Source organism: Halomonas campaniensis, assembly GCF_014193375.1.
GTDB lineage: Bacteria > Pseudomonadota > Gammaproteobacteria > Pseudomonadales > Halomonadaceae > Halomonas > Halomonas campaniensis.
This window is the reverse complement of the sequence record NZ_JACHZF010000004.1, coordinates 1-26,869: the sequence shown is the minus strand read 5'-3', so window position 1 is coordinate 26,869 and position 26,869 is coordinate 1. Positions and strand designations below refer to the sequence as shown.

The window sequence follows — 26,869 nt, the reverse complement described above, 5'->3', positions numbered from 1 at the left end:
CGTTCTTATTCCCACTGTTCAGGGAGCCCCCCATGTCCGATTCCCGCGACCCGCGCACCCCACGTCCCGCCGCCGGCCGGCGCTACCGCGCCCCGAAGTGTGCGGTGGGCGAGGTGGCCTACCTGGAGGTGGTCACCGTCAACGAGACTGGCGCCTTCCTCGACTGGGGGCATCCCAAGGACCTGCTGCTGCCCTTCGGCGAGCAGCGCTTCCGGCCCAGCGTGGGCAAGCGGGTGCTGGTGAGGATCTACGAGGACCAGCAGGGGCGGCCGGTGGCCTCCCAGAAGCTCGATCGCTTCGTCTCCGACGAGGCCGAAGGGCTCGCGGCGGGGGACGAGGTGACCCTGGTGATCGCCGAGCAGACCGACCTGGGGTTCAAGGCGGTGGTCGACCATCGCTGCTGGGGGCTGCTCTATCGCGACGACGTCACCCGGCCGCTGCGCCGCGGCCAGCGCCTGACCGGCTACGTGAAGCGCCGACGCGAGGATGGCCGCCTGGACCTCTCGCTGCTGCCCCCGGGCGCGGCGCGCCTGGACGTGGTGGGCGAGGCGGTGCTCAAGGCGCTGCGCGAGAGTGGCGGCTACCTGCCGCTGGGGGACAAGAGCGACGCCGCCGAGATCAAGGTGCGGCTGGGGGTGAGCAAGAACGCCTTCAAGCAGGCCATCGGCCGGCTCTACAAGCAGCGCCTGATCACCCTTTCGCCCACCGGCATCTGGCTGGCGCCCGGCGGCGAGTAGCCGGCATACTGGCGCCATCCATTCTCTCTACCGGAACCCCGAGCCCATGAGCGAACGCGCCCTAAAGATCGGTGTGGTGATGGACCCCATCGCCGACCTCACCTACAAGAAGGACACCACCCTGGCCATGTTGTGGGCCGCCCGGGACCGTGGCTGGTCGCTTCACTACCTGGAGCAGGAGGACCTCTTCCTGCGCGACGGTCGCGCCTTCGGCCGCCTGCGCGACCTCGAGGTGTACCGTGACCCGGCCCACTGGTACGACCTGGGCGAGCCCGAGGCGCGCCCCCTGGCCGAGCTGGACGTGATCCTGATGCGCAAGGATCCGCCGGTGGACGCCCACTTCCTCAACGCCGTGCACCTGCTGGGCTTCGCCGAGCGCGAGGGGGTGCTGGTGGTCAACCCGACCCGGGCGCTGCTCGAGTGCAACGAGAAGCTCTTCGCCCAGCAGTTCCCCGAGTGCTGCACCCCCACCCTGGTCTCCTGCAGCGAGCCGGTGCTGCGCGCCTTCCACGCCGAGCACCAGGACGTCATCTTCAAGCCCCTGGACGGCATGGGCGGCAGCGGGATCTTCCACGTGCAGCCCGAGGGCCGCAACCTGGGGGCGATCATCGAGACCCTCACCGAGCGCGGCCAGCGCCAGATCATGGCACAGCGCTACATTCCCGAGATCACCGAGGGTGATACCCGCATTCTGCTGGTGGACGGCGAGCCGGTGCCCTATGGCCTGGCCCGGGTGCCCATGGCCGGCGAGACCCGTGGCAACCTGGCCGCCGGCGGCACCGGGGTCAGCCGCGAGCTCACCGAGCGCGACCACTGGCTGATCCGTCAGGTGCAGCCGATGATCCGCGAGAAGGGGCTGATGTTCGTCGGCCTCGACGTGATCGGCGACTACATCACCGAGATCAACGTGACGAGCCCCACCTGCGTGCGCGAGATCGACGACCAGCGCGGCACCGACATCGCCGGGCTGCTGCTGGACGCCATCGAGCGCCGCCTCGCCGGGCAGCAGGCCTAGCACACGGAGCCGGGAGGCCGCCCATGAGCGCCACCGTCAGCGATCCCATCCAGTATGCGCCGGTCACCCGGCCGTATCGCCGCTGGCTGGCCTGGTCGGCGGCGCTGCTGCTGCATCTGGCGGTGATCGGCGTGGTGGCGAGCTGGCAGTTCGCCGCCCCGCCCGCCGAGCGCACGAGCCTCGACGTGGTGCTGGTGACTCGCCCGGCGCAGGCGCCCATGGAGGCCGATGCCATCGCCGAGGCGGACCAGCAGGCGGCCGGCGAACAGCGCGAGGAGGCGCCGGCGGAGTCGCTGGCCACTCCCATGGAGGCGCTGCCGGCGGTGCAGGATAGCGCCAGCGACGTCGACCCGGCCACCCCGGCGGAGCCGGAGCAGGCCGCCCGGGTCGAGCCCGAGGCGCTTCCCGACGAGGCAGCCCCGCCGGCCGCGGAGGCCCCGCGCGACACCGAGATGCCCCCCGAGCCCCGCGAGAGTGCCCCCCAGGCGGCGGATGCCGCGGCGCCGCCCAGCGCCGCGGCGCCTTCCGCCTCGGGGCGTGACCTGCTGGCCCAGGCCACCCAGAGCATCCGCGAGCAGGGGCTGGCGCCCCAGGCCCCAGGCCCCGCCGCCGACAGCCCGCAGCTGGCCGCCCAGCGCGCCGCCGAGGCCCGCTATATCGACGACTGGACGCGACGGGTCGAGGACTACGGCAACCGGGTCCACCCCGCGCCGCGCCACCTGCAGGGCCAGCTGCGCATCCGCGTGGTGATTGGCCGGGACGGCGAGCTTCGCCAGGCGGAGGTGGTACAATCCTCGGGACACGCCGAACTCGACCAGGCCGCGCTGGATACCGTTCATGGCGCCGCGCCCTATCGCCCCTTCGACCGGGGGATGGGCGACCTGGACAGCCTCTCCATCACCCGCGTCTGGCGGTTCGGCCAAGGCAATCACTACGGCGTGCGTTAGGACCGCCGGGGAGTCACATGCAATCAGTGGAAAACTTCGGCCTGAGAGACCACTTCCTGCTGGCCATGCCGCACCTGGAAGATCCCAACTTCGCCGGCAGCCTGAGCTACCTCTGCGACCATGACGAGAAGGGCACCATGGGCGTCATCGTCAACCGGCCGCTGGAGCTGACCCTGGAGGCGCTCTTCGAGCAGCTGGAGCTCGGCGGCGAGGAGAGCCCGCACCGCAACGCGCCGGTCTACTACGGCGGCCCGGTGCACAAGGATCGCGGCTTCATCCTGCATCGCGGCACCAGCGCCGCCTGGGACTCCAGCATCCAGGTGGCCGAGGACATCGCCCTGACCACCTCCATGGACATCCTTCAGGCGCTGGCGGCGGGCGAGGGCCCCGAGCAGTTCCTGATCTGCCTGGGCTGTGCCGGCTGGGAGTCCGGCCAGCTCGAGCAGGAGCTGCTGGACAACGCCTGGCTCACCGTGGAGGGGCGTCCCGACATCCTCTTCGACGTGCCGCCGGAGCAGCGCCTCAGCGCCGCCGCCGGCATCCTCGGCGTCGACCTCAACCTGATGACCCGCGAGGCGGGGCACTCCTGATGCCGGGGCGTGGGTGATGGCAGGGCGACGCTGATGGCGCGGAAAGGCGAGCGGCTGGTGCTGGGGTTCGACTTCGGCACCCGGCGCATCGGCGTGGCGGTGGGCAACGAGCTGCTGGCCAGCGCCCGGGAGCTCGACCCGCTGCCTGCCCGTGACGGCATTCCGGACTGGGACCAGGTGGCGCGGCTGGTCGAGGCGTGGCAGCCCGACCTCTTCGTGGTGGGGCTGCCGCTGACCGCGGCGGGCGAGGAGCAGTTGATGAGCACCCGCGCCCGCAAGTTCGGCAAGCGGCTGTTCGGCCGCTTCGGCGTGCCCTGCGAGATGGTCGACGAACGCGGCTCCACCGGCGAGGCCAAGGTGATCGCCCGCCAGCGTGGCCACCGCGGCAGCTGGCGCGAGGAGGGCGTCGACGGCATCAGCGCCGTGCTGATTGTCGAGCGCTGGTTCGCCGCCCGGGAGGGGCTGCCCGGACGCTGAAGGACGGGGTCAGGCCGGGTCGGCCCGGTCGAAGTCGTTCACCGAAATGCCGGTGAACTTCTCCAGGAAGAACACCAGGGTCGCGGGGTGATGGAAGCGCTCCTCGAAGCTCTCCTGCGCTCCTTCGCCGCGCCTGGTGACGCTGGCCCGGTATTCGTCGCCGGCCTTCACCACCCGCACGCTGGCCTCCCGGCCGCCTTCGCGCTTCTGCGCCTCGAGCCGCGGCTGACCCTCCAGCAGCGTCTCCAGCTGCCGCGCGGCCTCGAGCTCCTCCGGCGTTGCCCAGATCGCCTGGTCGCGGTCGCCGTAGCGGTAGAGGATCACCACCAGCAGCGCGGCGAACACCGTGCTGGTGAGCATCCAGGTGGTCAGCGTGCCGGAGAGCGGCATGCTCAGCAGCACGAACAGCTGGAGCACCACCCCCACCGCCAGCGCAGCCGCCAGGGGGCGCCACATGCGCTGCCCCATGAACCCGCGCTTGAGGATGTAGCCCCACAGCCCCACCACCGCCAGTGCACCCACCACCAGGTGCGCCAGCGCCATGGGCGTGCCGCCGCCGGCCAGCAGCGCGATCAGCCCCACCAGCAGCAGGCAGGTGTAGAAGAGGGCAAGCAGGTGATAGGCGCGTCGCAGGCTCATGGGAATCTCTCCTCCTGAAAGGGACAGCGGGGCCGGCTGGCGGCCGAGCCCCTGATCGTCATCAGCCATCAGCATAGGCGAAGCGCGCCGAAGTGCCTCCCGTCAGAGCTCCCGGTCGTCAACGCCCACGCGGGCCGGCACGAACCAGCGCACCGGGCGCAGGTCCTGCTCGATCAGCTCGTCCACCTCCAGCAGGGTGGCGAAGATCGCCATGCGCACCGGGATGCCGTTGTCGGTCTGGCGGAAGATCGCCAGGCGCGGGTCACCGTTGAGGTCCACGTCCAGGTCGTTGGCATCCGGGCGGCTGTCCCGGGGCAGCGGGTGCATGACCAGGGTGTCGCGGCCGCAGCGGCGGTCCAGGAAGGCACGGTCCACGGTGAAGTCCCGCGACAGGCTGAAGCCCTCGCTCATCTCGGCGGTGAAGCGCTCCTTCTGGATGCGGGTGGTGTAGACCACGTCCACGTCCGCATAGTCCTGGGCCAGGCTGTCGCGCTGCTCCACGCGGTGGCCGCGGGAGGTGACCAGGTCGACCAGGTGGCTCGGCATCTCGAGCCCTGGCGGGGCCACCAGGGTGATGCGCAGCGGCGCGTAGAGGGAGAGCAGCTTGATCAGCGAGTGCACGGTGCGGCCGAACTTCAGGTCGCCGGTCATCAGCACGTGGGCGCCGGCCAGCTTCTTGCCCAGCCGGGTGAACTCCTTGTCGATGGTGTAGAAGTCGAGCAGCGCCTGGCTGGGGTGCTCGCCGGGGCCGTCGCCGCCATTGATCACCGGCACATTGGTGGCGGCGGCGAACTCCGCCACCGAGCCGAGCTCGGGATGGCGCATCACGATGGCGTCGCAGTAGCCGCTCATCACCCGGCTGGTGTCGTAGAGCGACTCGCCCTTGGCCATGGAGGAGAAGGTGAAGCCGGTGGTGTCGCAGACGCTGCCGCCCAGCCGGCAGAAGGCGGCGTTGAAGCTGACCCGGGTGCGGGTGCTGGCCTCGAAGAAGAGGTTGCCGAGCACGGCGCCCTCCAGCACGCGGGTGACCTGGCGCCGCTGGGCGATGGGCTCCATGCGGGCGGCGACCCGCATCAGGTGGTCGACATGGTCACGGGTCAGGGAATCGACGGAGAGCAGGTGGGAAATCATCGGCGCGGCCTCGGCTGGCGGGGGAGTGGACGGCCGCTAGTGTACTCCGCCGCGGCGCCGGCTTCACGGGGCCGCGGCGTCGCCGGGGGCCACCAGCGCGGCCAGCGCCCGGGCGGCGGCCATCACCTCGGCGATGGCGGTGTCGCTCTCCAGGTCGTCCATGGCCACCACCCCCACGCAGGCCTCCACGCCGCTGCGCCGCGGATCGGCGGGGATCGGGCTGGCCACCCCCACGGCGCCGCGCTGCAGCTGGCCCCGGGTCAGGCTGTAGCCCTCCCGGCGGGCCCGGGTGACGGCCTCGGCCTCGCCCGTCTCGGCGGGGCGTCCGGCGAGGATGGCGATGCCCGCCGCGCCCAGGCTGAGCGGATGGCGGCTGCCGACCCGATAGCCGACCCGCAGCAGCCCGTCGTCGGGCTCCGCCACCAGGATCACCACGGCCTCCTCGCCCTGGGCGACCGAGAGGAAGGCGGTGGCCCGGGTGGCGGCCGCCAGCGCCTTGAGGCGCGGCTGGGCCAGGGCGCGCAGCTGGGGCTCGAAGCGCGACGCCAGCAGGCTGATCCCGGCGCCCAGCCGCAGCAGGCCGTCACGGCCGCGGTTCACCAGGCCGTGCTGCTCCAGGGTGGTGACGATGCGGTAGGCGATGGCGCGGTGGACCGCCAGGCGCTCGGCCAGCTCGGCCACGCTCAGGCCACCGGCCTGCTCGGCGATGATCGCCAGGGCGTTCAGGCCGCGGTCGAGGGTCTGCAGGGTGGTGGACATGGGCAACCTCCTGGGCGTCGTGAGCGGCCCCGTGCGGCTTCCGGGGCGCGGTTGACGTCGCCGGGAAAGGGGCCTATTTTTCGCATTGTGCGTTGAATAGAACAAAGTGTGCGATAAAAGTAAAAACAAGGCCAGTCACGACGAGGCCACGACAAGCAACGTCGCCGCACCGACCCAGACGGAGCCCAGCATGACCTCTGCCCCTTCCCAGCCCGCTGCCGAGGCGAGCGGCTGCCCCTTCCACCGCGCCGGCGAGCCGGCCCCCAACGGCTGCCCGGTGTCGTCGCAGGCGGCCGCCTTCGATCCCTTCGACCGCCCCTACCAGCTCGATCCCGCCGAGGCGCTGCGCTGGTCCCGGGACCAGGAGCCGGTGTTCTGGAGCCCGAGGCTCGGCTACTGGGTGGTGAGCCGCTACGACGACATCAAGGCGATCTTCCGCGACAACCATACCTTCTCGCCCTCCATCGCCCTGGAGAAGATCACGCCGCCCAGCGACGAGGCCCTCGCGGTGCTCAAGCGCTACGACTACGGCATGCACCGCACCCTGGTGAACGAGGACGAGCCGGCCCATATGGCGCGGCGCCGCGAGCTGCTGGACGCCTTCACCCCTGAGGCCCTGGAGGCCCATGCGCCCATGGTGCGCCGCCTGGTCCGCGAGCGGCTGGACGCCATCATCGACCGTGGGCGCGCCGACCTGGTGGCGGAGCTGTTCTGGGAGGTGCCGCTCACCGTGGCGCTGCACTTCCTCGGCGTGCCCGAGGAGGACATGGAGCAGCTCAGGCGCTTCTCGGTGGCCCACACCCTCAACACCTGGGGGCGGCCCTCGCCGGCGCAGCAGGTCGAGGTGGCCGAGGGGGTCGGCCGGTTCTGGCAGTACTCCGGCGAGGTGCTGCGCCGGATGCAGGCGCGCCCGAATGGCCACGGCTGGATGCATGACATGATCGCCAAGAACCGCGAGAAGCCGGACGTGGTCACCGACAGCTACCTGCACTCGATGATGATGGCGATCATCGTGGCGGCCCACGAGACCACGGCGCTGGCCACCGCCAACGCCTTCCGCCAGCTGCTCTCCCGGCCCGCGGTGTGGGCCGAGCTGTGCGCCAACCCCGCGCTGATTCCCGCCGCGGCCGAGGAGTGCCTGCGCCACTCCGGCTCGGTGGTGGCCTGGCGGCGCATTGCCACCCGCGAGGTGGCGGTGGGGGGCGTGACCATTCCCGAGGGCGGCAGGATCCTGATGGTCACCGCCTCGGCCAACCATGACCCGCGCCACTTCGAGAATCCCGACGAGCTCGACATCTACCGCGACAACGCCGTGGACCACCTGACCTTCGGCTACGGCAGCCACCAGTGCATGGGCAAGAACCTGGGGCGCCTGGAGATGCGGATCTTCCTCGAGGAGTTCACCCGCCGCCTGCCGCATCTCGAGCTCGAGGAGCAGACCTTCACCTTCCTGCCCAACACCTCCTTCCGCGGCCCGGAGGCGCTCCGGGTGCGCTGGGACCCGGCCCGCAACCCCGAGCGCCGCGACCCGGCGGTGCGTAACGCCCAGCGCGACTTTCCCATCGGCGCCCCCGAGAGCCGCGCCATCGTGCGGCGGGTGAGGGTCACCCGCGCCGCGCCCGAGGCCGAGGGCATCCTCGGCGTGACCCTGGCCGACCCGGCTGGCGGCCGGCTGCCCGCCGGGTCCCCCGGCGCCCACCTGGACCTGGTGCTGCCGAACGGGGAGACGCGAAAGTACTCCCTGTGCGGCCCGGCCGACAGCGGCGACTGGCGACTCGCCGTGCTGCGCGAGCCCGAGGGGCGCGGCGGTTCCCGCTGGGTGCACGAGACGGTGACGGAGGGGCTTGCGCTGGAGGTGCGCGGCCCGCGGAACCACTTCCGCCTGGACGAGGGCGCCGAGCGCTACCTGCTGATCGCCGGCGGTATCGGCATCACGCCGATCATCGCCATGGCCGACCGGCTCAAGGCGCTGGGCAAGCCCTACGAGCTCCACTATGCCGGGCGCGGCCGTGACACCATGGCCTTCCTCGGCCGCCTCGAGCGCGACCACGGGGCGGCCCTGCGCCTCTACCCCAGGGCCGAGGGCGCGCGGCTCGACCTCGCGACGCTGCTGGCCGAGCCGCGGGAGGGGAGCCTGATCTACGCCTGCGGCCCCGAGCGACTGCTGGACGCCCTCGCCCGGCAGACCCGCCACTGGCCCGAGGGCAGCCTGCACGTGGAGCACTTCTCCGCCGAGGGCACGGCCCTGGACCCCGAGCGGGAGCACGCCTTCCAGGTCGCCCTGGCCGACTCCGACCTGACCCTGGAGGTGCCGCGGGACCGCACCCTGCTGCAGACCCTGCGCGCGGCGGGCATCGACGTGCCCAGCGACTGCGAGGAGGGGCTCTGCGGCAGCTGTCAGGTGGCGGTCCTCGACGGCGAGGTCGACCACCGCGACAAGGTGCTGACCGCCTCGGAGCGCGAGGGACAGGATCGCCTCATGACCTGCTGCTCCCGCGCCCGGGGCAAGCGACTGGTGCTGGCGCTCTAGCGCCGGCACCCCGATGACCGGTACGCCAACCACACCCACCACAAGGAAATCCAACAATGAAAAAGCTGGTGACCCTGACCGCCGCCTCCGCCCTGCTGGGCCTGGGCGCGCTCTCGCTCTCCTCCCAGGCCCTGGCCACCGAGCTCCAGGTCAGCACCTGGGCCGGCCCCAACCACGGCGTCAACACCATCGTCTGGCCCACCTGGGCGAACTGGGTGGAAGAGGCCACCGAGGGGCGCGTCACCGTCAACGTGGTGCATGACATGGGGCCGCCCGGCGCCCAGATGGACCTGATCGCCGACGGGGTGGCCGATGCCACCTGGCTCTTCCACGGCCTGATGCCGGGGCGCTTCGAACTGACCAAGCTGCCGGAGCTGCCCACCTTCGAGGAGTTCTCCTCCGAGGCGGCCTCGGTGGCCTACTGGCGCACCCATCACGAGTATTTCGCCGAGGCGGGGGAGCATCGCGGCGTGGAATTGATCGGCCTGGGGGTGCATGGCCCGGGGACGCTCTTCCTGCGTGAGGGCATTGATGACCTCGATGACCTGGCCAACAAGCGCGTGCGCATCGGCGGCGGCATCATGGCCGACGTTTCCAGTGCGCTGTCGCTGAGCGGCGTGGCCCTGCCGCCCGGCGGCACCTACGAGGCCGCCACCCAGGGCGTCATCGATGGCGCCATGCTGACCCTGGAGGGGCTGCGCAGCTTCCGCCTCGCCGAGGTGCTGCCCTACACGGTGGAGATGCCCGGCGGCTTCTATCGGGGCAGCTTCTCCCTGGTGATGAACCCCGACACCTGGGCGTCGCTCTCCGATGAGGGCCGGGAGGCCATCGCATCGGTTTCCGGCGAGCGGCTCTCAAGGCTGTTCGGCTACATGATGGACGTGGTGGACGTGCGCGGCGTGGCGTTCGCCCGGGAGCAGGGCAACACCTTCATCGAGCTGCCCGACGCCGAGGTGGAGCGCTTCAAGGCCATGGCCGCCGAGCTGCCCGACCAGTGGGTGGCCGAGGCGGCACGCCGCGACGTGGACGGCAGCGGGGCGCTGGCGTACTTCCGCGAGCAGCTGGAGCGGGCGGCCGAGGAGCCCGGCATGGGGCCGGAAGATGTGGTCGACAATAGCGCCATGTAGTTTCGTTTGAAACTATTTTGACCTCGGTCAAGGCGACGAGGCTCCCGCGGGTCGATACTGGGACCAGATACACGATCACCCGACGGGAGCATCACCATGGCCACTGCACAGATCAAGCGTACTACCTGGTGGGAGCGTCTGACCGAGCGCTGCTACGCGGCATCCACACCCCAGCTGGTGCGCGACGTCCAGCACGAGGCGGGCACGACTTACCAGAAGCTGCTGACCGACCTCGAGACTCCCCTGGAGCCAGGCTTCGAGCGCGAGATGGCCCGGCAGCTGGGGGTGGGCCAGCCGGTAACCTTCGTGCCGTCGAGGACCCTGATGCCGGTGATGATGCAGCGCTTCGGCCTGCAGGATGCCGACCTGGCCGTCCAGCCGGGCTACGGTGCCCTGCGCGACACCTGCAACGCCTGCCCGGTGGTGGGCCACTGCTGGCAGGCCATGCGCGCCGGTGCCGACGTCGAAGAGTGCCGCGGCTTCTGCCCCAACGCCGAGGCCTTCGAGCGCCGCGCCGCCGAGTGAAGAGAAACCGTCCTGCTGCCGAGAGCCCTGGCCCCGCGCCGGGGCTTTTCGTTTTCGGCGCTACCCTGACGCGCGCCTACCCCCGCCGACACAGCCCCACCAGCGCCGCCCTGGAGCACACGCCGAGCTTGGCGTAGGCGCGCTTGCGGTAGGTCTCGGCGGTGGAGAGGGCGACATCGAGTTCGGCAGCGGCGGTCTTGAGGGTGTGGCCGCGCAGCAGGTGGAGGCAGAGCTGGCGCTCCCGCGCGGAGAGCGGCGCCAGGGCCGCGGCCTCCTCGGGGCTTGCGGGCAGGGCGGCGGGGCGCGCCTGGCGGTAGTGGCGGCGGATCAGGCTGGCCAGCAGGGGTAGCAGGGCGCCGAGGGTCGCCAGCTCCTCGGGACGAAAGCGCCCCCGGCCGAGGTCCCGATAGAGGTTGAGGTAGTAGACGACGGGGCCGGCGGGAATCAGCAGCGAGACCTTGTCGGCGAGATCGGGGAAGGCGAAGAGGTGGCGGCGGTAGGCCGGCGACATGGTCTCGGTCTGCATCGGCGCGAGCTCCCCCTCGGCCTCGTCGTCACCCGCCGCCAGTAGGCGGCGCAGCCGGGCATAGTGGGGGTCCTGGCGGAAGAGCCCGCCGGCATAGAGGGCGGCGAGGCGCCCGGCGACCTTGGGGTAGCGCGAGTTCTCCACCAGCCGGGTCTCCATCCTGTCGCCCTCGGCGTAGGCGAAGAGGATGCACTGCTCGATGCCCACCCCCCGGTGCAGCAGGGCGATCAGGTCCTCCTCGAAGCGTGCGCTGCCCAGGTGGGCCACGCACTGGGCCACGGCCGCCAGCAGCGCCGGCCAGTCCGGGGAGAGACCTGTGGAGGATGCGGTTGTCAGGATTGCCACCTTCGTCGCAGGGCGTGGGGGTTCTGTCCCCTCTTTGACGGGACAGGGGGCGGCTCGACCCGGGGATACGCTGCCTCGACGTCAGACAGCTATCTCATCACACAACAACGCCGACCCCTGGCAGGAGAGAGGCCATGCGACCCGCCGGACGCGCCGAGACCGATTCGCTCTACTTCGATTATCCGCATTTCCCCTTCGTTCGTCCTCCCGAGCTTGCAGGCCAGGCGGTGCGCCACCGGGTGGCCATCGTCGGTGGCGGGCCGGTGGGCGTGACCGCCGCCCTGGAGCTGGCCCGCCACGGCATCGCCTCGGTGGTGCTGGACGACAAGGCCACCGTCAACGACGGCTCCCGGGCCATCTGCATCTCCCGCCACAGCCTGGAGCTCCTCCAGCAGCTCGGCGTCGATGGGCCCTTCACGGCGAAGGGGCTGGGCTGGACCCAGGGGCGCACCTACTTCCGCGACCGCGAGATCTACCGCTTCCGCATGCCGCACTCCGACCAGGAGCGCTACGCCCCGATGGTCAACCTGCAGCAGCAGTACATCGAGCAGTTCCTGATCGACAAGGCCCAGGCGAGCGGCCTCATCGAGATGCGCTGGCAGAGCGCGGTCACCGGGGTCGACCAGGACGCCGGCGGCGTGACCCTGCAGGTGACCACCCCCGAGGGGGACTATGCGCTCGCCTGCGACTACCTGCTGGCCGCCGACGGCGGGCGCAGCCGCATCCGCGAGTCACTGGGGCTCTCCCTGCACGGCCAGGCCTACGAGGGGCGCTACGTGATCGCCGATGTGCGTCTCAAGTCCGACTTCCCCACCGAGCGTCGCGCCTTCTTCCACTCGAAGGCGCTGCCCGACGCCACCATCCTGGTTCATCGGCAGCCCGACGACATCTGGCGCATCGACTACCAGCTCGGCCCCGACGAGGATCCGGAGCAGGCGGTGGAGGAGGCCAGCATCCGCGAGAAGGTCAGCCTGATCATCCGCGAGGTGATGCATGAGAGCGAGGACTGGGAGCTGGAGTGGTGGAGCCTCTACAAGGCCTACACCCTGGCGCTGGATGACTACCGGCATGGCAGGGTGCTATTTATCGGCGACAGCGCCCACCTGGTGCCGATCTTCGGCGTGCGCGGCCTCAACAACGGCCTGGCCGATGCCGCCAACGCCGGCTGGAAGCTCGCCTGGGTGCTCAAGGGGCAGGCGCCTGACAGGCTGCTCGACAGCTACAGCCCGGAGCGGCGCGGCGCCACCCTGGATGTCTTCGCCAATGCCGGCAAGAGCACCCGCTTCATGACCCCGCCGACCCGCGGCTACCGGCTGATGCGCAACGCCGCCCTGGCCCTGGCCTTCCACAACGACTATGCCAGCGGCTTCGCCAACCCCCGCCAGGTGACCCCCTACACCTACGCGGAGAGCCCGCTGACCCTGGCCGACGACCCGGCCTTCGCCGCCGGCCCGGTGCCGGGGGCGCCTCTGATCAACCGCCGCCTGGGCGACGACGACTTCCTGCTCGATCACCTGGGCACCGGCTTCACCCTGCTGCACTTCAGCGAGGACGGGCGTGTCGGGCCCGCCCTGCAGCGAGGCGTGGAGGCGCTGCAGGGCCAGGGTATCGATATCACCCTGCTGCGAGTGTCGCGTTCGCCGGGCGATGAAGAGACCCTGGTCGACGTGGATGGCAGCCTGTTCGCCGGCTATGGCGCCGAGCCCGGCAGCGCCTACCTGGCGCGCCCCGACCGCCACGTGGCGGCCCGCTGGAAGCGCCTCGACCCCGCCGACCTCGAGGCCACCCTCGACGCTGCACTGAAGACTGCCCTGGGAGGAGACTGATCATGACCGCACCGACGCTGCCCTTTGACGATCTCGAGAAGGTCTACGAGCACCTGGCCACGACCCTGGATGCGCTGCCGGAGGCCGACGAGAGCCACTTCCTGGCCCAGCTGGCGCTGGCGCTGGCCCATCGCGTGCCCGATATCGATCAGGTGATGGCCGCCATCGACGAGGCCCGGCAGGGGGCGACCCTCGACCAGGCTTAGCGCTGCTCCGACGCGCCTGCCTGTCCCGGCGCCTCGGCGCCGGGTTCCGCTTTCCAGCCCCGGAGACGCCGGGCAAACAGCAGCCCCAGCACCAGCAGCCAGGCGCCGGCCAGCGCCAGCAGCACGCCGCTGCCGGCCAGGCGCAGCACCAGGGCGCCGAGGCTGACCCCCACCGACTGGCCGAGGAACAGGCAGCCGGCGAACACCGCCATGGCGGTGCCGCGGGCGGCGGGTGCCATCTGGGTGGCGTTGGTCTGCAGGGTGCTGTGCATCATGTAGAAGCCGAGCCCCGCGGCGAAGGCGCCCCCGGCCGCGAGGCCAGGCCCCGGCGCCAGCGCCAGCAGGCAGAAGCCCGCGCCCATCAGGGTGCCGCCGAGGGCGGCCAGCCCGGTCTCCCCTAGCCTGGCCACCAGGGGCCTGGCCAGGGCGGCAAACAGCAGCCCGCCGACCCCGAACAGCGCCACCAGCAGCCCCGCCACGGTCAACGAGACCCCGAGCCGCTCGTGGAGATGGCTCGCCGCGAAGGCCAGGGCGCCGAAGGCGGCAATGCCCTCCAGGAACACCAGTAGCAGGATCTGCCGGGCGCGGGGGATGGCCAGCACCCCGGCGAGCCGCGCCAGGAAGGCGATGCCGCCGCTGGCCTCTCCCGGCGGCGACAGCGCCGGCTTGCGCAGTACCGCCCCGGTCAAGAGGCCCCCGGCGAGCAGGAAGAGCAGCGCCAGTACCAGGAAGGCGGCCTGCCAGCCCAGGGTGTCGGCGAGCAGCCCGCCCATCACCTGGCCGGTGATCAGCCCCATCACCGCCCCCGAGAGCATGTGGGCCAGGGTCACCTGGCGCGCCGCGTAGTCGACGTTGTTGCCGACCCAGGCCATGGAGAGCGGGATGATCGCCGCGGCGGTGGCCCCGGTCAGGGTGCGGAACAGCAGCAGGGAGGAGAGCGAGCCGGCCAGCGCCGAGCCCAGGGCTCCCAGGGCGCAGGACAGGGTGGCCAGTCCGATCACCCGCAGGGTGCCGTAGCGATCCCCCAGCGGGCCATAGCAGAGCTGCATCAGGCCGTAGGCGATGGCGAAGACGGTGATGTTCTGGGCCACGTCCGCCACCGGCCGCTCGAAGGCCTGGGAAAGCGCCGGCAGCATGGCGTCGGTGATGCGCATGGCGGCCATGCTGGCGAAGCCGGCCAGGGCCAGCAGCAGGATCACGCGGGTGTTCGTGGGGGGCATGTTGCGTCCGGGGTCAGGGCATGGGGATGGCGGTCTCGTCCTTGATCGCGCGCAGCACGAAGTTGGAGTGGACCTGGGAGATGCCCGGCAGGGTGAAGAGCTTCTCGTTGAGGAAGCGGTCGTAGGCGGCCATGTCCTCGATCACCACCCGCAGCACGAAGTCGGCGTTGCCGGTGGTGGCGTAGCACTGCAGCACCTCCGGGTACCGGGTGACCCGCTCCTCGAAGTCGGTGGTGCTGTCGAGGCTGTGGCGGCGCAGGGTGATCATCACCAGGGCACAGAGCGGCTGGCCGACCCGGGCCGGATCCACCAGGGCGGCGAAGCGCTTGATCACGCCGCTGGCCTCCAGCGCCTTGACCCGTCGCCAGCAGGCCGCGGGGGAGAGGCCGATCTGTTCGGCGAGTTCCTGGTTGGTGATGCGGCCCTGGCGCTGGAGCACCTTCAGGATGCGGCGGTCGTGGCCATCGAGCTGGTCGTCTTGCATGGGGGTATTTCACGTCTTGTCGTTATAGGAAAGATCATTGCGCCACTGGTGATAAAAAGAAAGCCTGTTTCGTATAGTGGCGCTTAACCGGTTGATTTCGAAAGCACCTTTATCGCCATCGGGTCTAGACTTCGCAGCATACAACGATAACGAACCCTTGACCGAGGTGGCGACCATGAACGCTCACACCCCCGCCGTCGTCCCGGGCGATGCCCTCGACGGCACGCTCGACGACTATACCCTGGCCGACCGCTACACCCGCGACACCGGACGCATCTTCCTCACCGGCACCCAGGCGCTGGTGCGCATCGCCCTGCGCCAGGCCGCGCTGGACCGCCGCGACGGCCGCCACACCGCGGGCCTGATCAGCGGCTACCGCGGTTCGCCCCTGGGCGGCGTCGACCAGGCCCTGTGGCAGGCCAGGGAGCCCCTGGCCGAGGCCAACATCGAGTTCGTGCCGGCCATCAACGAGGACCTGGCGGCCACCATGATGCTCGGCTGCCAGCAGGTGGAGACCGACCCGGACCGGCAGGTCGAGGGAGTCTTCGGCCTCTGGTACGGCAAGGGGCCCGGCGTGGATCGTGCCGGCGACGCCCTGAAGCACGGCAACGCCTACGGCAGCTCCCCCAACGGCGGCGTGCTGGTGGTGGCCGGCGACGACCATGGCTGTGTCTCCTCCTCCATGCCCCACCAGTCCGACGTCGCCTTCATGGCCTGGTTCATGCCGGTCGTGAACCCGGCGTCCCTGGCCGAATACGAGGCGTTCGGCCTGTGGGGCTTTGCGCTCTCGCGCTTCTCGGGCTGCTGGGTCGGCTTCAAGGCGGTCTCCGAGACGGTGGAGAGCGGGGCCTCCGTCGAGGCCACGCCGCTGCCCGAGTTCGAGCCGCCGGAGTTCACGCCGCCGGTGGATGGCCTCCACTATCGCTGGCCGGACCTGCCCGGGCCCCAGCTGGAGGCCCGCATCGAGCACAAGCTGGCGGCGGTGCAGGCCTTCGCCACTGCCAACCCCATCGACCGGCGCCTCCATGCCAACGAGGAGGCGCGTTTCGGCATCGTCACCACCGGCAAGGGGCACCTGGACCTGATGGAGGCGTTGCGGCTGCTGGGGCTCGGCGAGCGGGAGCTGCGCGAGCTGGGGGTGGAGCTCTACAAGGTGGGCATGGTGTGGCCGCTGCACCGCCGCGGCATCCTCGAGTTCGTGCACCCCAAGCAGGAGGTGCTGGTCATCGAGGAGAAGCGCGGCATCATCGAGAGCCAGATCAAGGAGTACATGTCCGAGCCGGACCGCCCCGGCGAGGTGCTGATCACCGGCAAGCAGGACGAGGCGGGCCGCCCGCTGATCCCCTACGTGGGCGAGCTGAGCCCGCGGCTGCTGGCCGGCTACGTGGCCGAACGGCTGGAGCGCTTCTTCGGCATCGACCTGCAGGAGCGCCTTTCCAAGCTGGACCGCTGCCGCGCCGAGGCGCGCGAGCTTGGCGGCGTGCGCCGCCTGCCCTACTTCTGCTCCGGCTGCCCCCACAACAGCTCCACCAGGGTGCCGGAGGGCAGCAAGGCGCTGGCCGGCATCGGCTGCCACTTCATGGCCTCCTGGATGGGGCGCAACACCGAATCGCTGATCCAGATGGGCGGCGAGGGGGTGAACTGGGTGGGCAAGAGCCGCTTCACCGGCAACGGCCATATCTTCCAGAACCTGGGCGAGGGCACCTGGTTCCACTCCGGTTCCATGGCGGTCCGCCAGGCGGTGGCCGCCGGGGTCAACATCACCTACAAGGTGCTCTTCAACGACGCCGTGGCGATGACCGGCGGCCAGCCGGTGGACGGCCAGATCACCGTGCCGATGATCGCCCAGAGCTCCGCCGCCGAGGGGGTGAAGCGCATCGCGGTGGTCAGCGACGAGCCCGAGAAGTATCGCGGCCACCGGGGCCAGTTCCCCAAGGGCGTGACCTTCCACCACCGCGACGAGATGGACTCCCTGCAGCGGGAGCTGCGCGAGATCCCCGGGTGCAGCGTGCTGATCTACGATCAGGTGTGCGCCGCCGAGAAGCGTCGCCGCCGCAAGCGCGGCCTGATGGAGGACCCGGCCCGGCGCGTCTTCATCAACCACCACGTCTGCGAGGGGTGCGGCGACTGCTCGGTGCAGTCCAACTGCCTCTCGGTGGTGCCCCGGGAAACCGAGCTCGGCCGCAAGCGCCGGATCGACCAGTCCTCCTGCAACAAGGACATGTCCTGCGTGGGCGGCTTCTGCCCCAGCTTCGTCACCGTGGAGGGGGGCGAGCTGCGCAAGGGCCAGGGGGTGGCCGTGGACGAGGCCTTCTGGCGCCGGGTGCAGGCGCTGCCGGTGCCCCAGGCGCCGCTGCTCACCCGGCCCTATGACCTGCTGGTGGGCGGCGTCGGCGGCACCGGCGTGGTCACCGTGGGCCAGCTGATCACCATGGCCGCCCACCTTGAGGGGCGCGGCACCAGCGTGCTGGACTTCATGGGCTTCGCCCAGAAGGGCGGCACCGTGCTGAGCTACGTGCGCCTGGCGCCCAGGCCTGCCGACCTCCACCAGGTGCGCATCGAGGCGGGCCAGGCCGACGCCGTGATCGCCTGCGACATGGTGGTGGCGAGCTCGCGGAAGGCCCTGGAAGTGCTCAAGGCCGACACCACCCGGGTGGTGGCCAACCTGGCGGAGCTGGCCACCGCCGACCACGTGCTCTACCGCGATGCCGACATGCAGGCGGACCAGCGCCTGGCCCTGCTGCGCGACGCCGTGGGTGAGGCCAATTTCGCCACCCTGGACGCCAACCGCCTGGCCGAGCAGCTGCTGGGGGACACCGTCTTCTCCAACGTCATGATGCTGGGCTTCGCCTGGCAGCAGGGCCTGCTGCCGGTGAGCGAGGCGGCGCTCAAGCGCGCCATCGAGCTCAACGGCGTGGCCATCGAGAAGAACCAGCGCGCCTTCGCCTGGGGCCGGCTGGCGGCGGTGGAGCCCGGCTACCTGCAGCGTCGCCTGGACGAGTCGCCGCTTTCCGCCGATGCCACCCTGGACGAGGTGATCGCCCGCAATGCGCGGAGGCTCACGCGCTACCAGGACCGCGCCTACGCGGAGCGCTACGTGGCGAAGGTGGCCCGGGTGCGCGAGGCCGAGGCCCGCCTCGGCGCCGACGAGGCCCTGACCGAGGCGGTGGCCACCCAGCTCTACCGGCTCATGGCCTGCAAGGATGAGTACGAGGTGGCGCGCCTCTACACCGAGAGCGACTTCCTCGCCGAGCTCGAGGCCACCTTCGGCGGCGACTACCGGCTCACCTTCCACCTGGCGCCGCCGCTGCTGGCCGGGCGCAGGGACGCCCGCGGCCGCCCGGTGAAGCGCCGCTTCGGGCCCTGGATGCTCAAGGCCATGAAGGGGCTGGCCCGGCTGCGCGGCCTGCGCAACGGCCCTCTGGACCCCTTCCGCTTCAGCGCCGACCGCAAGCTGGATCGCCGGCTGCTGGCGGAGTACGAGGTGCTGCTCGACGAGCTGGTGACGCGCCTCGATGCCGGCACCCACGCCACCGCCCTGGCGCTGGCCAGGCTGCCCGAGGAGATCCGCGGCTTCGGCCCGGTGCGCGAGGCGGCGGCCGAGAAGGCCGCCGAGCGCCGCGCTCAGCTTCTGGAGGAGCTGCGCCAGGGGCGGCCAGTGACCATCGCCGCCGAGGCGGCCTGACCGCATCGAGCCAAGTACGCAGAAGGCCACGCAGTGCGTGGCCTTCTGCATGGTGGCCTTGTGCATTGAGGCCTGTCGGCGCCGCCCCGCCGGGCGAGGCTCGCTCCCTGTGGCTGCCCTTATCCCTTCGCCCTCAGCCCTCGCCGGCCGGGCAGCGCTTGGCCGACTCGGCGCGGCGGCGCACCAGCAGCAGGTGGCTGGCCAGCGACAGCAGCCCCATCAGGCCGATGGTCAGGGCCAGGGTGCGCGTGCTGCCGTCGTGGAACTGGCCCACCAGGCCGCCCACCACGGCGGCGATGGTCATCTGCAGGAAGCCGAACAGCGACGAGGCCGCGCCGGCGCACTGGGGGTTGGGGGCCAGGGCGCCGGCCATGGTCTGGGGCATCAGGATGCCCACCCCCAGCATGAACACCATGTGCGGGCCTACCACCGCCCAGGGGGCGTGCACGCCGAGGGTGGCCAGGCTGGCCATCGTCGTGCCCCCGACGGCACAGAGCAGGGTGCCGCGGGTGATCAGCCGGTCGCGGCCCAGGCGGTGGCTGTAGCGGCCGCTGACCAGGGTGCCGGCGAAGAAGCCCGCCACGATCAGGGTGAAGAGGGCGCCGTAGAGGGTCGGTGCCACGCCCAGGTACTCGATCAGCACGAACGACGAGCCCGAGAGGTAGGCGAAGAGCCCCGAGAAGGCCGCGGCGTTGACCAGCGTATAGCCGACGAAGGCGCGCTGGCCCAGCAGCAGCCGGAAGTTGGCCAGTATCGCCCGGGGGGCGATCGACTGGCGGCGCGCCCGCGGCAGCGGTTCCGGCAGCACCAGCACCAGCACGGCGAGCATCACCGCGGCATAGAGCGCCAGCACCACGAACACCGACTCCCAGCCGAAGAACAGCAGCAGTCCCGCCCCCACCACCGGGGCCAGGGCCGGGGCCAGCGCCATGGTGCTGGCCATGTAGGAGAGGATGCGTCCGGCCTCCAGGGGGCCGTGGATGTCGCGCACCGCGGCGCGCCCTAGCACCGGGCCGGCGGCGCCGCCGAAGGCCTGCAGGAAGCGGCCGACCAGCAGCCACTCGATGCTCGGCGCCAGGGCGCAGAGCAGGCTGGCGGCGAGGAACAGGGCAATCCCGGCGATCATCACCGGGCGGCGGCCGAAGCGGTCCGAGACCGGGCCGCAGAGCAGCTGGGCCAGGGCGAAGCCGGCCATGTAGAGGCTGAGGGTCAGCTGCACCCTATCGGGGCCGGTGCCCAGCGCCTCGGCCATGGCCGGCATGGCGGGCAGGTACATGTCGGTGGCCAGGGGGCCCAGCGCGGTCAGTGCGGCCAGGGTCACCACCGTGGCGGGGGAGGTCAGCTTCAGCACCCGAAGTTCCTTCTGCTGTGGGGGCCTCTCGGGTCGTTGAAAGGCTCGGGAACGCGCGGCGGGCGCCTCCCCGGGTGGAGAGGCGCCCGCTTCATTAGCCTGCTTATTCTAGATCAGCCGGCGTCGGGTTGCGCCCCCGGCGCGGCCCGGGCGAAGGCGTCCAGGGCCCGGCAGTTGGTGGTGATGCGCCGGATCCGCGGATAGGCCGAGAGGTCGCACTCGAAGCGTTCGGCGTTGAACACCTGGGGCACCAGGCAGAGATCCGCCAGGGTGGGGGTGTCGCCGTGGCAGAAGTCACCGCTGCCGGCCTCCCGGGACAGCATCGCCTCCAGGGCCTGGAAGCCCTCGGCGACCCAGTGGCGGTACCAGGCCAGCTTGGTCACCTCGTCCGCCCCCAGCTCGCCCACCAGGTACTTGAGCACCCGCAGGTTGTTGAGCGGGTGGATCTCGCAGGCCACCAGCTGGGCCAGGGCGCGCACCCGGGCGCGGCCGGCGGGGTCTGCCGGCAGCAGGGCCGGCTCGGGATGCACCTCGTCCAGGTACTCGCAGATCGCCAGCGACTGGGTGAGCACCAGGCCGTCGTCGGTCACCAGGCTGGGCACCAGCCCCTGGGGGTGGCGGGCGAGGTTGGCCTCGCCGCGCTGCTCCCCCTTGACCAGGTTGACCGGGGCCTGGTCATGGGCCAGGCCCTTGAGGTTCAGGGCGATGCGCACCCGGTAGGCGGCCGAGGAGCGGAAATAGCCGTAAAGCGTGGTCATGCGGCCTCCTTGCTTGGCTTGATGCCTCAGGGCTGGTACTTCACCACCTGCTGGTCGATGGCGCCGAAGATGCTCCGGCCCTCGCGGTCGAACATCTCGATGCGCACCCGGTCGCCGAAGCGCATGAAGGGGGTCTTCACCTGGCCGTGCAGGATCTGCTCCACCATGCGCACCTCGGCCAGGCAGCTGTAGCCCACGCCGCCCTCGCTGATCGGCTTGCCGGGGCCGCCATCGGCGTCCGGGTTGGAGACGGTGCCCGAGCCGACGATGGCGCCGGCGCCGAGATACCGCGTCTTCGCCGCGTGGGCGATGAGCTCGGGGAAGCCGAAGATCATGTCGGGGCCGGCCTCGGGCTCGCCGAACTTCTCGCCGTTTAAGTGCACGGTCAGCGGCAGGTGGACGCGGCCGCCCTGCCAGGCGTCGCCCAGCTCGTCCGGGGTGACGGCGATGGGCGAGAAGGCGGAGGCGGGCTTGGCCTGGAAGAAGCCGAAGCCCTTGGCCAGCTCGCCGGGGATCAGGCCGCGCAGGCTGACGTCATTGACCAGCATCACCAGCTTGATGTGGCCGGCCGCCTGCTCGGGCGTCACCGCCATGGGCACGTCGTCGGTGATCACGGCGATCTCGCCCTCGAAGTCGATGCCGTGCTCCTCGCTGACCGCCTCGATCTCCTCGGTGGGAGCGAGGAACCGGTCGCCGCCGCCCTGGTACATCAGCGGGTCGGTCCAGAAGGTCTCGGGCATCTCGGCGTTGCGCGCCTGGCGCACCAGCTTGACGTGGTTCAGGTAGGCGGAGCCGTCGGCCCAGTGGTAGCTGCGCGGCAGCGGCGAGTGCAGCTGGCCCTGGTCCAGGTCGAAGGCGCCCTCGGCGCGGCCGTCGTTGAGCTCGGCGTAGCGGGCTTCCAGCTTCGGGGCCAGGGCATCCCAGGCCTCGATGGCCTGCTGCAGGGTGGGGGCGATATCGGTGGCGGAGACGCCGCGGGAGAGGTCCCGGGAGACCAGGATCAGCTCTCCGTCGCGTCCGTGCTCTTTCGTCTCGAGCTTCAGGGTGGCGAGTTTCATCGTGGTTCAATCCTTGTCATCAGGGGCGAGGCCCTTTTCTTCGAGGCCTCGTCGGGCAGGGTAAGGGTCAGGGCCCTTGTCTCAGGGCCCTTGTGTCAGAGCTCAAGGCTGGTTCGGATCGAAATGCGAACGCAGGGTCGACCAGACGTCCACGTAGTCACGCTGGCGGAAGTCGGCGTCCAGCGCCGCCTCGGTGGGATGGTAGACGTAGCGGCTCTCGAACATGAAGGCCATGGTGGCGCCCTGGTACTGCGGGGTCAGCTCGGCATTCGAGGCCTTCTCGAAGGTATCGGCATCCGGGCCGTGGGGCGACATGCAGTTGTGCAGGCTGGCGCCGCCGGGCAGGAAGCCCTCCGCCTTGGCGTCGTACTCGCCGTGGATCAGGCCCATGAACTCGCTCATCAGGTTGCGATGGAAGTAGGGCGGGCGGAAGGTGTTCTCGGCCACCATCCAGCGCGGCGGGAAGATCACGAAGTCGAGGTTGGCCATCCCCGGGGTGTCGGAGGCCGAGGTCAGCACGGTGAAGATCGACGGGTCGGGGTGGTCGAAGCTCACGGTGTTGATGGTGTTGAAGTGGGCCAGGTCGTACTTGTAGGGCGCGACGTTGCCGTGCCAGGCCACCACGTCCAGCGGCGAGTGACCGAGCCGGGTCTCCCAGAAGCGGCCGGAGAACTTGGCCACCAGGGTGAAGTCGCCCTGCAGGTCCTCGTAGGCCGCCACCGGGCTCTGGAAGTCGCGGGGGTTGGCCAGGCCGTTGGCGCCGATGGGGCCCAGGCCCGGCAGCTCCAGGGGGCTGCCGTAGTTCTCGCAGACATAGCCGCGGGCGGCGTCGGCGCCCTCGCCCAGGCGCACCTGGAACTTGATGCCGCGGGGGATCACGGCGATCTCGCCGTTGGCGACCGCGAGTTCGCCGAACTCGGTGCGCAGCCGCAGGGTGCCCAGCTGGGGCACGATCAAGAGCTCGCCGTCGGCGCTGTAGAAGAAGCGCTCGGTCATGTCCCGGTTGAACGCGTAGACGTGCACCCCCACCCCGGCCTGGGCCCCGGCATCGCCGTTGACCGCGATGGTCAGCAGGCCGTCGACGAAATCGGTGGGCTCGGTGGGCACCGGCACCGGGTCCCAGCGCATCTGGTTGGGGTCGGCGGCCGGCCGGGCCAGCGGGGCGGTGGCCACCGGCTTGTCCGGCAGCGGGCGGTAGGCGCTCTGCAGGACCGAGGGGCGGATGCGGTAGAACCAGCTGCGCAGGTTCTGGTGGCGCGGTGCGGTGAAGGCCGAGCCGGTGTACTGCTCGGCATAGAGGCCGTAGGCGCAGCGCTGCGGCGAGTTCTGACCCTCCGGCAGGGCGCCGGGCAGCGCCTCGGTGGCGAAGTGGTTACGGAAGCCGCTCTGGTACTGGAGTGTATCGGTGGTCATGGGAATCTCCTCTGTTCAGCGCGGTTGTTGTTGGGCAGGCCCGGCGGCCTGGGCGGCGATGGTCAGGGCCTCCTCGAGCACCCCCTGGTCGCCGACATGGTTGGCCAGCAGCAGGATCAGCCGGGCGTTGATGCGTTCGCTTTCGGCCTCGCTGCGCTCGCGGTGCGCCTCGGTCAGCGCGGCGTAGAAGGCATCCGGGTCGGTGAAGTTCGGATTCAGCTCAAGCCGTGGCATGGCGGCCTCCCTGGGTAGCGGCGTCGGTGGTCGTGTCGAGGTGGGCGCCCAGGGCGCGCGCCAGGGCGTCGTCGACGGCGCTGGCGGACAGCTCACGCCAGCGGGCGGCGACGTGCTGGTCGGGGCGCAGCAGGTAGCCGCCGCCGGCGGTGAGGCCATAGCGCTCGCCGACCAGCCCCTGGGTGTCCTCCACCAGGGTGGTGCGCGGCAGGGCGCCGAGGGCGTCCGGCGCCGGGCCGACGATCACCAGGTCGAGGTCGTCCTGGCGGGCCAGCAGCTCGCCCAGCTCCGCGGCGAGGGCCTCGGCGCGGGCGGTGTCGACGCGGCCGTCGAGCAGCAGCACGAAGCGGTTGCCGAACCGGTTGAGCAGCCAGGCCTCCTTGCCGCCCAGGCGCACGGGGGCGTCCTTGGCCGGGCTGCCGGGGCGCAGCTCGGCGGGGAAGCCCTCGGCGTCGGGACCGTTGAGGGGCGAGCCGTCATAGCGACAGGGCAGGGAGAGGCGGCCGCTGTTGACCAGGCGCCGGGCGAAGGGGTAGTGCTCGGCCAGCTCCAGGGTCACGTCGCGGAACAGCCGGCTGACGCGGCTCTTGGGCGTGATGAAGTCGGTGGCGCGGGTGGAGTTGAGGATGTTCTCCGCCGCGCCGAGCTGGCGCTCGGTGTTGTAGGTGGCCAGCAGCGCCTCGGGGGCCTGGCCCTTGAGGATCCGCGCCAGCTTCCAGGCCAGGTTCTCGGTGCTCTGCAGGGCGCCGTTGGCCCCCCGGGCGCCGAAGGGCGAGACCTGATGGGCGGCGTCGCCCATGAACACCACCCGGTGGTGGATGAAGTCGTCCATCTTGCGGCAGCGGAAGGTGTAGACGCTGGCCCACTCGAGGTCGAACTCCACCTCCTCGCCGAGCATCGCCTGCACCCGGGGACGGATGTTCTCCTCCTTCTTCTCCTCCTCCGGGTCGGCGTCCCAGCCCAGCTGGAAGTCGATGCGCCAGACGTTGTCCGGCTGGCGGTGCAGCAGCACCGACTGGTTGGGGTGGAAGGGCGGGTCGAACCAGAACCAGCGCTCGGTGGGGAAGTCGGCCTTCATGATCACGTCGGCGATCAGGAAGCGGTCCTGGAACACCTGGCCACGGCTCTCCAGCCCCAGCATGTCGCGGATCCTGCTGTTGGCGCCATCGGCCACCAGCAGGTAGTCGCAGGTCAGGCGGTAGTCGCCGTCCTGGGTGGTAACGGTGATCGCGGTCTGCTCGGGCCGGGCCTCGACCTCGACCACCTTGTGCAGCCAGCGCAGGTCGATCCGTTCGGCCAGCGCCTCGGCGCGGTCGACCAGGTACTCCTCGAAGTAGTACTGCTGCAGGTTGATGAAGGCCGGGGCGCGGTGGCCCGCCTCCGGCAGCAGGTTGAAGTCGTAGACCTCGCGCTCCTGGAAGAAGACCCGGCCGTGCTGCCAGGTCACGCCCTTGTCGAGCATGGGCTGGGCGCAGCCGAGACGGTCGAGGATCTCCAGGGTGCGCTTGGCGAAGCAGATGGCACGAGACCCCACGCTGACGGTGTTGTTGTCGTCCAGTACCACGCTCTCGATGCCCTGCTGGGCCAGGTCGATGGCCGCGGCGAGACCCGAGGGGCCGGCGCCGACGATCACCACCGGGCAGTGGCGAACCTCGTCGCTGTCGAGCTCGGGGGGGCGTCGGTAGGGATAGACGGGATTGTTGTAGGTTGTTGGCATGGTTCCTCCGACCGCGGCTGTTTCCGGCGACAGGCCTGTGCGAGGGCGCTGTGAACCCCTCCCTGGGCGCTACCGATTCCTTTCCTGGAATCGGACCCTCTTCAGGCCTGTCCCCGGCGCCGCGCGTCTCGAACGTTGGGAATGCAGAGCGTTACTGGTTCTCGACCACTTCCTGCAGCGAGTGCCACATGGCGGTGTCGCGCTCGGCGGTCCAGATGCGCGGATCCGGGTACTCGCCGCCCGCCTCGTCGTAGCAGCGGGTGATGTCGAAGGGCACGCAGTGGTCGAAGATCACCCAGTGGCCGTACTTTGGCTTGAGCAGGGCGTAGGTCTCGGCGTAGCACTCGGAGAGGGACTTGCCGGCGGCCTTGCCCGCCTTGACGCTCTCGTACATGTCGGCGAGGAAGTCGCGGGTGCCCTGGATGGCCTCTTGGCACTGCTCGGGGGTCTGCAGGGCGTCGCCGCGGCCCGGCACCAGCTTCTCTGGGGCCATGGCCTGCAGGCGATCCAGGGTGGCGGGCCAGTACTCGTGGTAGGCGTCGCCGGTGTAGGGGGTGGCGCCGTACTCCACCAGGTCGCCGGAGAACATCACCTTCTCCTCGGGCAGCCAGACGATGGTGTCGCCCTTGGTGTGGCCGCGTCCCAGGTGGATGATGCGCACCTCGCGCTTGCCCATGAACACCGTCAGCTCCTTCTGGAAGACGATGTTCGGCCAGGTCAGGCCGGGCACGGAGTCGACGCCCTGGAACAGGCGCGGGAAGCGGCCGACCTCGGACTCATAGTCCTGCTGGCCGCGCTCGACGATCAGGTCGTAGGTGTGCTGGCTGGCGATGATGTTCTCGGCGTCGTAGGCGGAGGCCCCCAGCACGCGTACGGCGTGGTAGTGGGTCAGCACCACGTGCTTGATCGGCAGGTCGGTGACCTCGCGGATCCGGCGGATCACGTCCTGGGCCATGATCGGGGTGGCCTGGGTGTCGATCACCATCACGCTGTCATCGCCGATCACGATGCCGGTGTTGGGGTCGCCCTCGGCGGTGTAGGCATAGAGGCCCTCGGCCAGCTTGGTGAAGCTGACCTGCTTCTCTTCGGTATCGGCGTGGGACGCGAACTTCTTGCTCATGGTTCCTCCGGAGTCGTCGGGGTCGTCGCGCGCTGGCGACGCGCTTCTGTTGTCAGGATGAGATGCTTGTCTGGACGAGCCTGTCTGGTCGAGCCTGGTGGGGCGAGCATAGTTGCTTTTGAAACTAGATGTCCAGCCTGTCGGGTGATTCTTCGTCGAGCCCATTGCCGAGGGACGGCAAGATTCTGCCTCATATCAACGTTTTTCCTGGATTTTGCGACCTAAGTCTAGGTGCCCCATGTCGCAAACTAGTTGCACAGGAGACTGTCAGCCGGCAAGGTGGCGACCATAACAATCACCCGTGACGACCAGGAGCCAACCAGAGCCATGCCGACCTCAGCACTCCTCTGGCCACGTGTCGGCCGGGTCCTGCAGCTGACGCTGGAGGGGGTGGCCGGTGCCACCCTCTTCGGCATGATGCTGCTGACCACGGCAGACGTGACCGGCCG

General features: G+C 70.5%; 24 protein-coding genes. 11 read left to right on the top strand and 13 right to left on the bottom strand.

Features of this window, described 5'->3' with window-relative positions; genetic code table 11:
* The first annotated feature begins 32 nt into the window (after positions 1-32).
* The 5 genes from BDK63_RS03050 to ruvX are packed head-to-tail and all read left to right on the top strand — an operon-like array spanning position 33 to position 3,766.
* Entirely contained in the window at positions 33-737 is a 705-nt protein-coding gene (locus BDK63_RS03050) for a CvfB family protein (RefSeq protein WP_183329861.1), read from the top strand.
* Between the two features lie 46 nt (positions 738-783).
* Complete coding sequence (gene gshB, locus BDK63_RS03045) at positions 784-1,752, top strand: glutathione synthase (protein WP_183329860.1); 969 nt, start codon at positions 784-786, stop codon at positions 1,750-1,752.
* Between the two features lie 23 nt (positions 1,753-1,775).
* Entirely contained in the window at positions 1,776-2,699 is a 924-nt protein-coding gene (locus BDK63_RS03040; protein ID WP_183329859.1) for an energy transducer TonB, read from the top strand.
* A gap of 17 nt (positions 2,700-2,716) precedes the next feature.
* Entirely contained in the window at positions 2,717-3,289 is a 573-nt protein-coding gene (locus tag BDK63_RS03035) for a YqgE/AlgH family protein (protein WP_183329858.1), read from the top strand.
* Between the two features lie 33 nt (positions 3,290-3,322).
* Positions 3,323-3,766, top strand: coding sequence for a Holliday junction resolvase RuvX (gene ruvX, locus BDK63_RS03030; protein ID WP_183329857.1), 444 nt, complete (start codon positions 3,323-3,325; stop codon positions 3,764-3,766).
* A gap of 9 nt (positions 3,767-3,775) precedes the next feature.
* On the opposite strand, the gene BDK63_RS03025 is transcribed toward ruvX, so the two are convergent.
* The 3 genes from BDK63_RS03025 to BDK63_RS03015 form a co-directional block, all read right to left on the bottom strand.
* Positions 3,776-4,405, bottom strand: coding sequence for a magnesium transporter (locus tag BDK63_RS03025; RefSeq protein ID WP_183329856.1), 630 nt, complete (start codon positions 4,403-4,405; stop codon positions 3,776-3,778).
* A 102-nt stretch (positions 4,406-4,507) separates the two neighbouring features.
* Entirely contained in the window at positions 4,508-5,536 is a 1,029-nt protein-coding gene (locus tag BDK63_RS03020; RefSeq protein WP_183329855.1) for an aspartate carbamoyltransferase, read from the bottom strand.
* A gap of 63 nt (positions 5,537-5,599) precedes the next feature.
* Positions 5,600-6,295, bottom strand: a complete 696-nt coding sequence (locus BDK63_RS03015) for an IclR family transcriptional regulator (protein ID WP_183329854.1) — start codon at positions 6,293-6,295, stop codon at positions 5,600-5,602.
* 190 nt (positions 6,296-6,485) lie between these two features.
* Between BDK63_RS03015 and BDK63_RS03010 the strand changes: the two genes are divergently transcribed.
* From BDK63_RS03010 to BDK63_RS03000, 3 genes are all read left to right on the top strand, one after another.
* The gene (locus BDK63_RS03010; protein WP_183329853.1) at positions 6,486-8,825 is read left to right on the top strand and encodes a cytochrome P450/oxidoreductase; all 2,340 of its coding nucleotides are present in this window, start codon (positions 6,486-6,488) and stop codon (positions 8,823-8,825) included.
* Positions 8,826-8,881: 56 nt separating this feature from the next.
* Positions 8,882-9,952 carry a TRAP transporter substrate-binding protein gene (locus tag BDK63_RS03005; protein WP_183329852.1) on the top strand — a complete coding sequence of 357 codons (1,071 nt, stop codon included), beginning with the start codon at positions 8,882-8,884 and terminating at the stop codon, positions 9,950-9,952.
* A 96-nt stretch (positions 9,953-10,048) separates the two neighbouring features.
* On the top strand, positions 10,049-10,477 hold the full coding sequence (locus tag BDK63_RS03000) for a hypothetical protein (RefSeq protein WP_183329851.1): 429 nt from the start codon (positions 10,049-10,051) through the stop codon (positions 10,475-10,477).
* A 76-nt stretch (positions 10,478-10,553) separates the two neighbouring features.
* Here BDK63_RS03000 and BDK63_RS02995 read toward each other — a convergent pair whose 3' ends face one another.
* Complete coding sequence (locus BDK63_RS02995; RefSeq protein ID WP_343065263.1) at positions 10,554-11,348, bottom strand: helix-turn-helix transcriptional regulator; 795 nt, start codon at positions 11,346-11,348, stop codon at positions 10,554-10,556.
* A gap of 134 nt (positions 11,349-11,482) precedes the next feature.
* Between BDK63_RS02995 and BDK63_RS02990 the strand changes: the two genes are divergently transcribed.
* Together BDK63_RS02990 and BDK63_RS02985 are read left to right on the top strand one after the other, a co-directional pair.
* Positions 11,483-13,174, top strand: coding sequence for an FAD-dependent monooxygenase (locus BDK63_RS02990; protein ID WP_183329850.1), 1,692 nt, complete (start codon positions 11,483-11,485; stop codon positions 13,172-13,174).
* A gap of 2 nt (positions 13,175-13,176) precedes the next feature.
* Positions 13,177-13,380 (top strand): hypothetical protein, encoded by a 204-nt coding sequence (locus tag BDK63_RS02985; RefSeq protein ID WP_183329849.1) that lies wholly within the window; start codon positions 13,177-13,179, stop codon positions 13,378-13,380.
* Here BDK63_RS02985 and BDK63_RS02980 read toward each other — a convergent pair.
* Both BDK63_RS02980 and BDK63_RS02975 read right to left on the bottom strand, forming a co-directional pair.
* Complete coding sequence (locus tag BDK63_RS02980; protein WP_183329848.1) at positions 13,377-14,600, bottom strand: MFS transporter; 1,224 nt, start codon at positions 14,598-14,600, stop codon at positions 13,377-13,379. The genes BDK63_RS02985 and BDK63_RS02980 overlap by 4 nt on opposite strands.
* Before the next feature lie 13 nt (positions 14,601-14,613).
* Complete coding sequence (locus BDK63_RS02975) at positions 14,614-15,084, bottom strand: Lrp/AsnC family transcriptional regulator (RefSeq protein ID WP_183329847.1); 471 nt, start codon at positions 15,082-15,084, stop codon at positions 14,614-14,616.
* 175 nt (positions 15,085-15,259) lie between these two features.
* Here BDK63_RS02975 and BDK63_RS02970 point away from each other — a divergent pair, with 175 nt between their 5' ends.
* Entirely contained in the window at positions 15,260-18,769 is a 3,510-nt protein-coding gene (locus tag BDK63_RS02970; protein ID WP_183329846.1) for an indolepyruvate ferredoxin oxidoreductase family protein, read from the top strand.
* Between the two features lie 133 nt (positions 18,770-18,902).
* On the opposite strand, the gene BDK63_RS02965 is transcribed toward BDK63_RS02970, so the two are convergent.
* From BDK63_RS02965 to BDK63_RS02935, 7 genes are all read right to left on the bottom strand, one after another.
* Positions 18,903-20,120 (bottom strand): Bcr/CflA family efflux MFS transporter, encoded by a 1,218-nt coding sequence (locus tag BDK63_RS02965; protein WP_183329845.1) that lies wholly within the window; start codon positions 20,118-20,120, stop codon positions 18,903-18,905.
* A gap of 113 nt (positions 20,121-20,233) precedes the next feature.
* Entirely contained in the window at positions 20,234-20,878 is a 645-nt protein-coding gene (gene maiA, locus BDK63_RS02960; protein WP_183329844.1) for a maleylacetoacetate isomerase, read from the bottom strand.
* 26 nt (positions 20,879-20,904) lie between these two features.
* A complete protein-coding gene (locus BDK63_RS02955; protein ID WP_183329843.1) occupies positions 20,905-21,936 on the bottom strand; it encodes a fumarylacetoacetate hydrolase family protein in 1,032 nt (343 codons plus the stop codon).
* Between the two features lie 102 nt (positions 21,937-22,038).
* Positions 22,039-23,349, bottom strand: coding sequence for a homogentisate 1,2-dioxygenase (hmgA, locus tag BDK63_RS02950; RefSeq protein ID WP_183329842.1), 1,311 nt, complete (start codon positions 23,347-23,349; stop codon positions 22,039-22,041).
* 15 nt (positions 23,350-23,364) lie between these two features.
* Positions 23,365-23,583, bottom strand: a complete 219-nt coding sequence (locus BDK63_RS02945) for a DUF2783 domain-containing protein (RefSeq protein ID WP_183329841.1) — start codon at positions 23,581-23,583, stop codon at positions 23,365-23,367.
* The gene (locus BDK63_RS02940) at positions 23,570-25,300 is read right to left on the bottom strand and encodes an FAD-dependent oxidoreductase (RefSeq protein WP_183329840.1); all 1,731 of its coding nucleotides are present in this window, start codon (positions 25,298-25,300) and stop codon (positions 23,570-23,572) included. The genes BDK63_RS02945 and BDK63_RS02940 overlap by 14 nt, the downstream gene beginning before the upstream one ends.
* Positions 25,301-25,451: 151 nt before the next feature.
* On the bottom strand, positions 25,452-26,420 hold the full coding sequence (locus tag BDK63_RS02935; RefSeq protein WP_183329839.1) for an MBL fold metallo-hydrolase: 969 nt from the start codon (positions 26,418-26,420) through the stop codon (positions 25,452-25,454).
* Between the last annotated feature and the right edge of the window lie 449 nt (positions 26,421-26,869).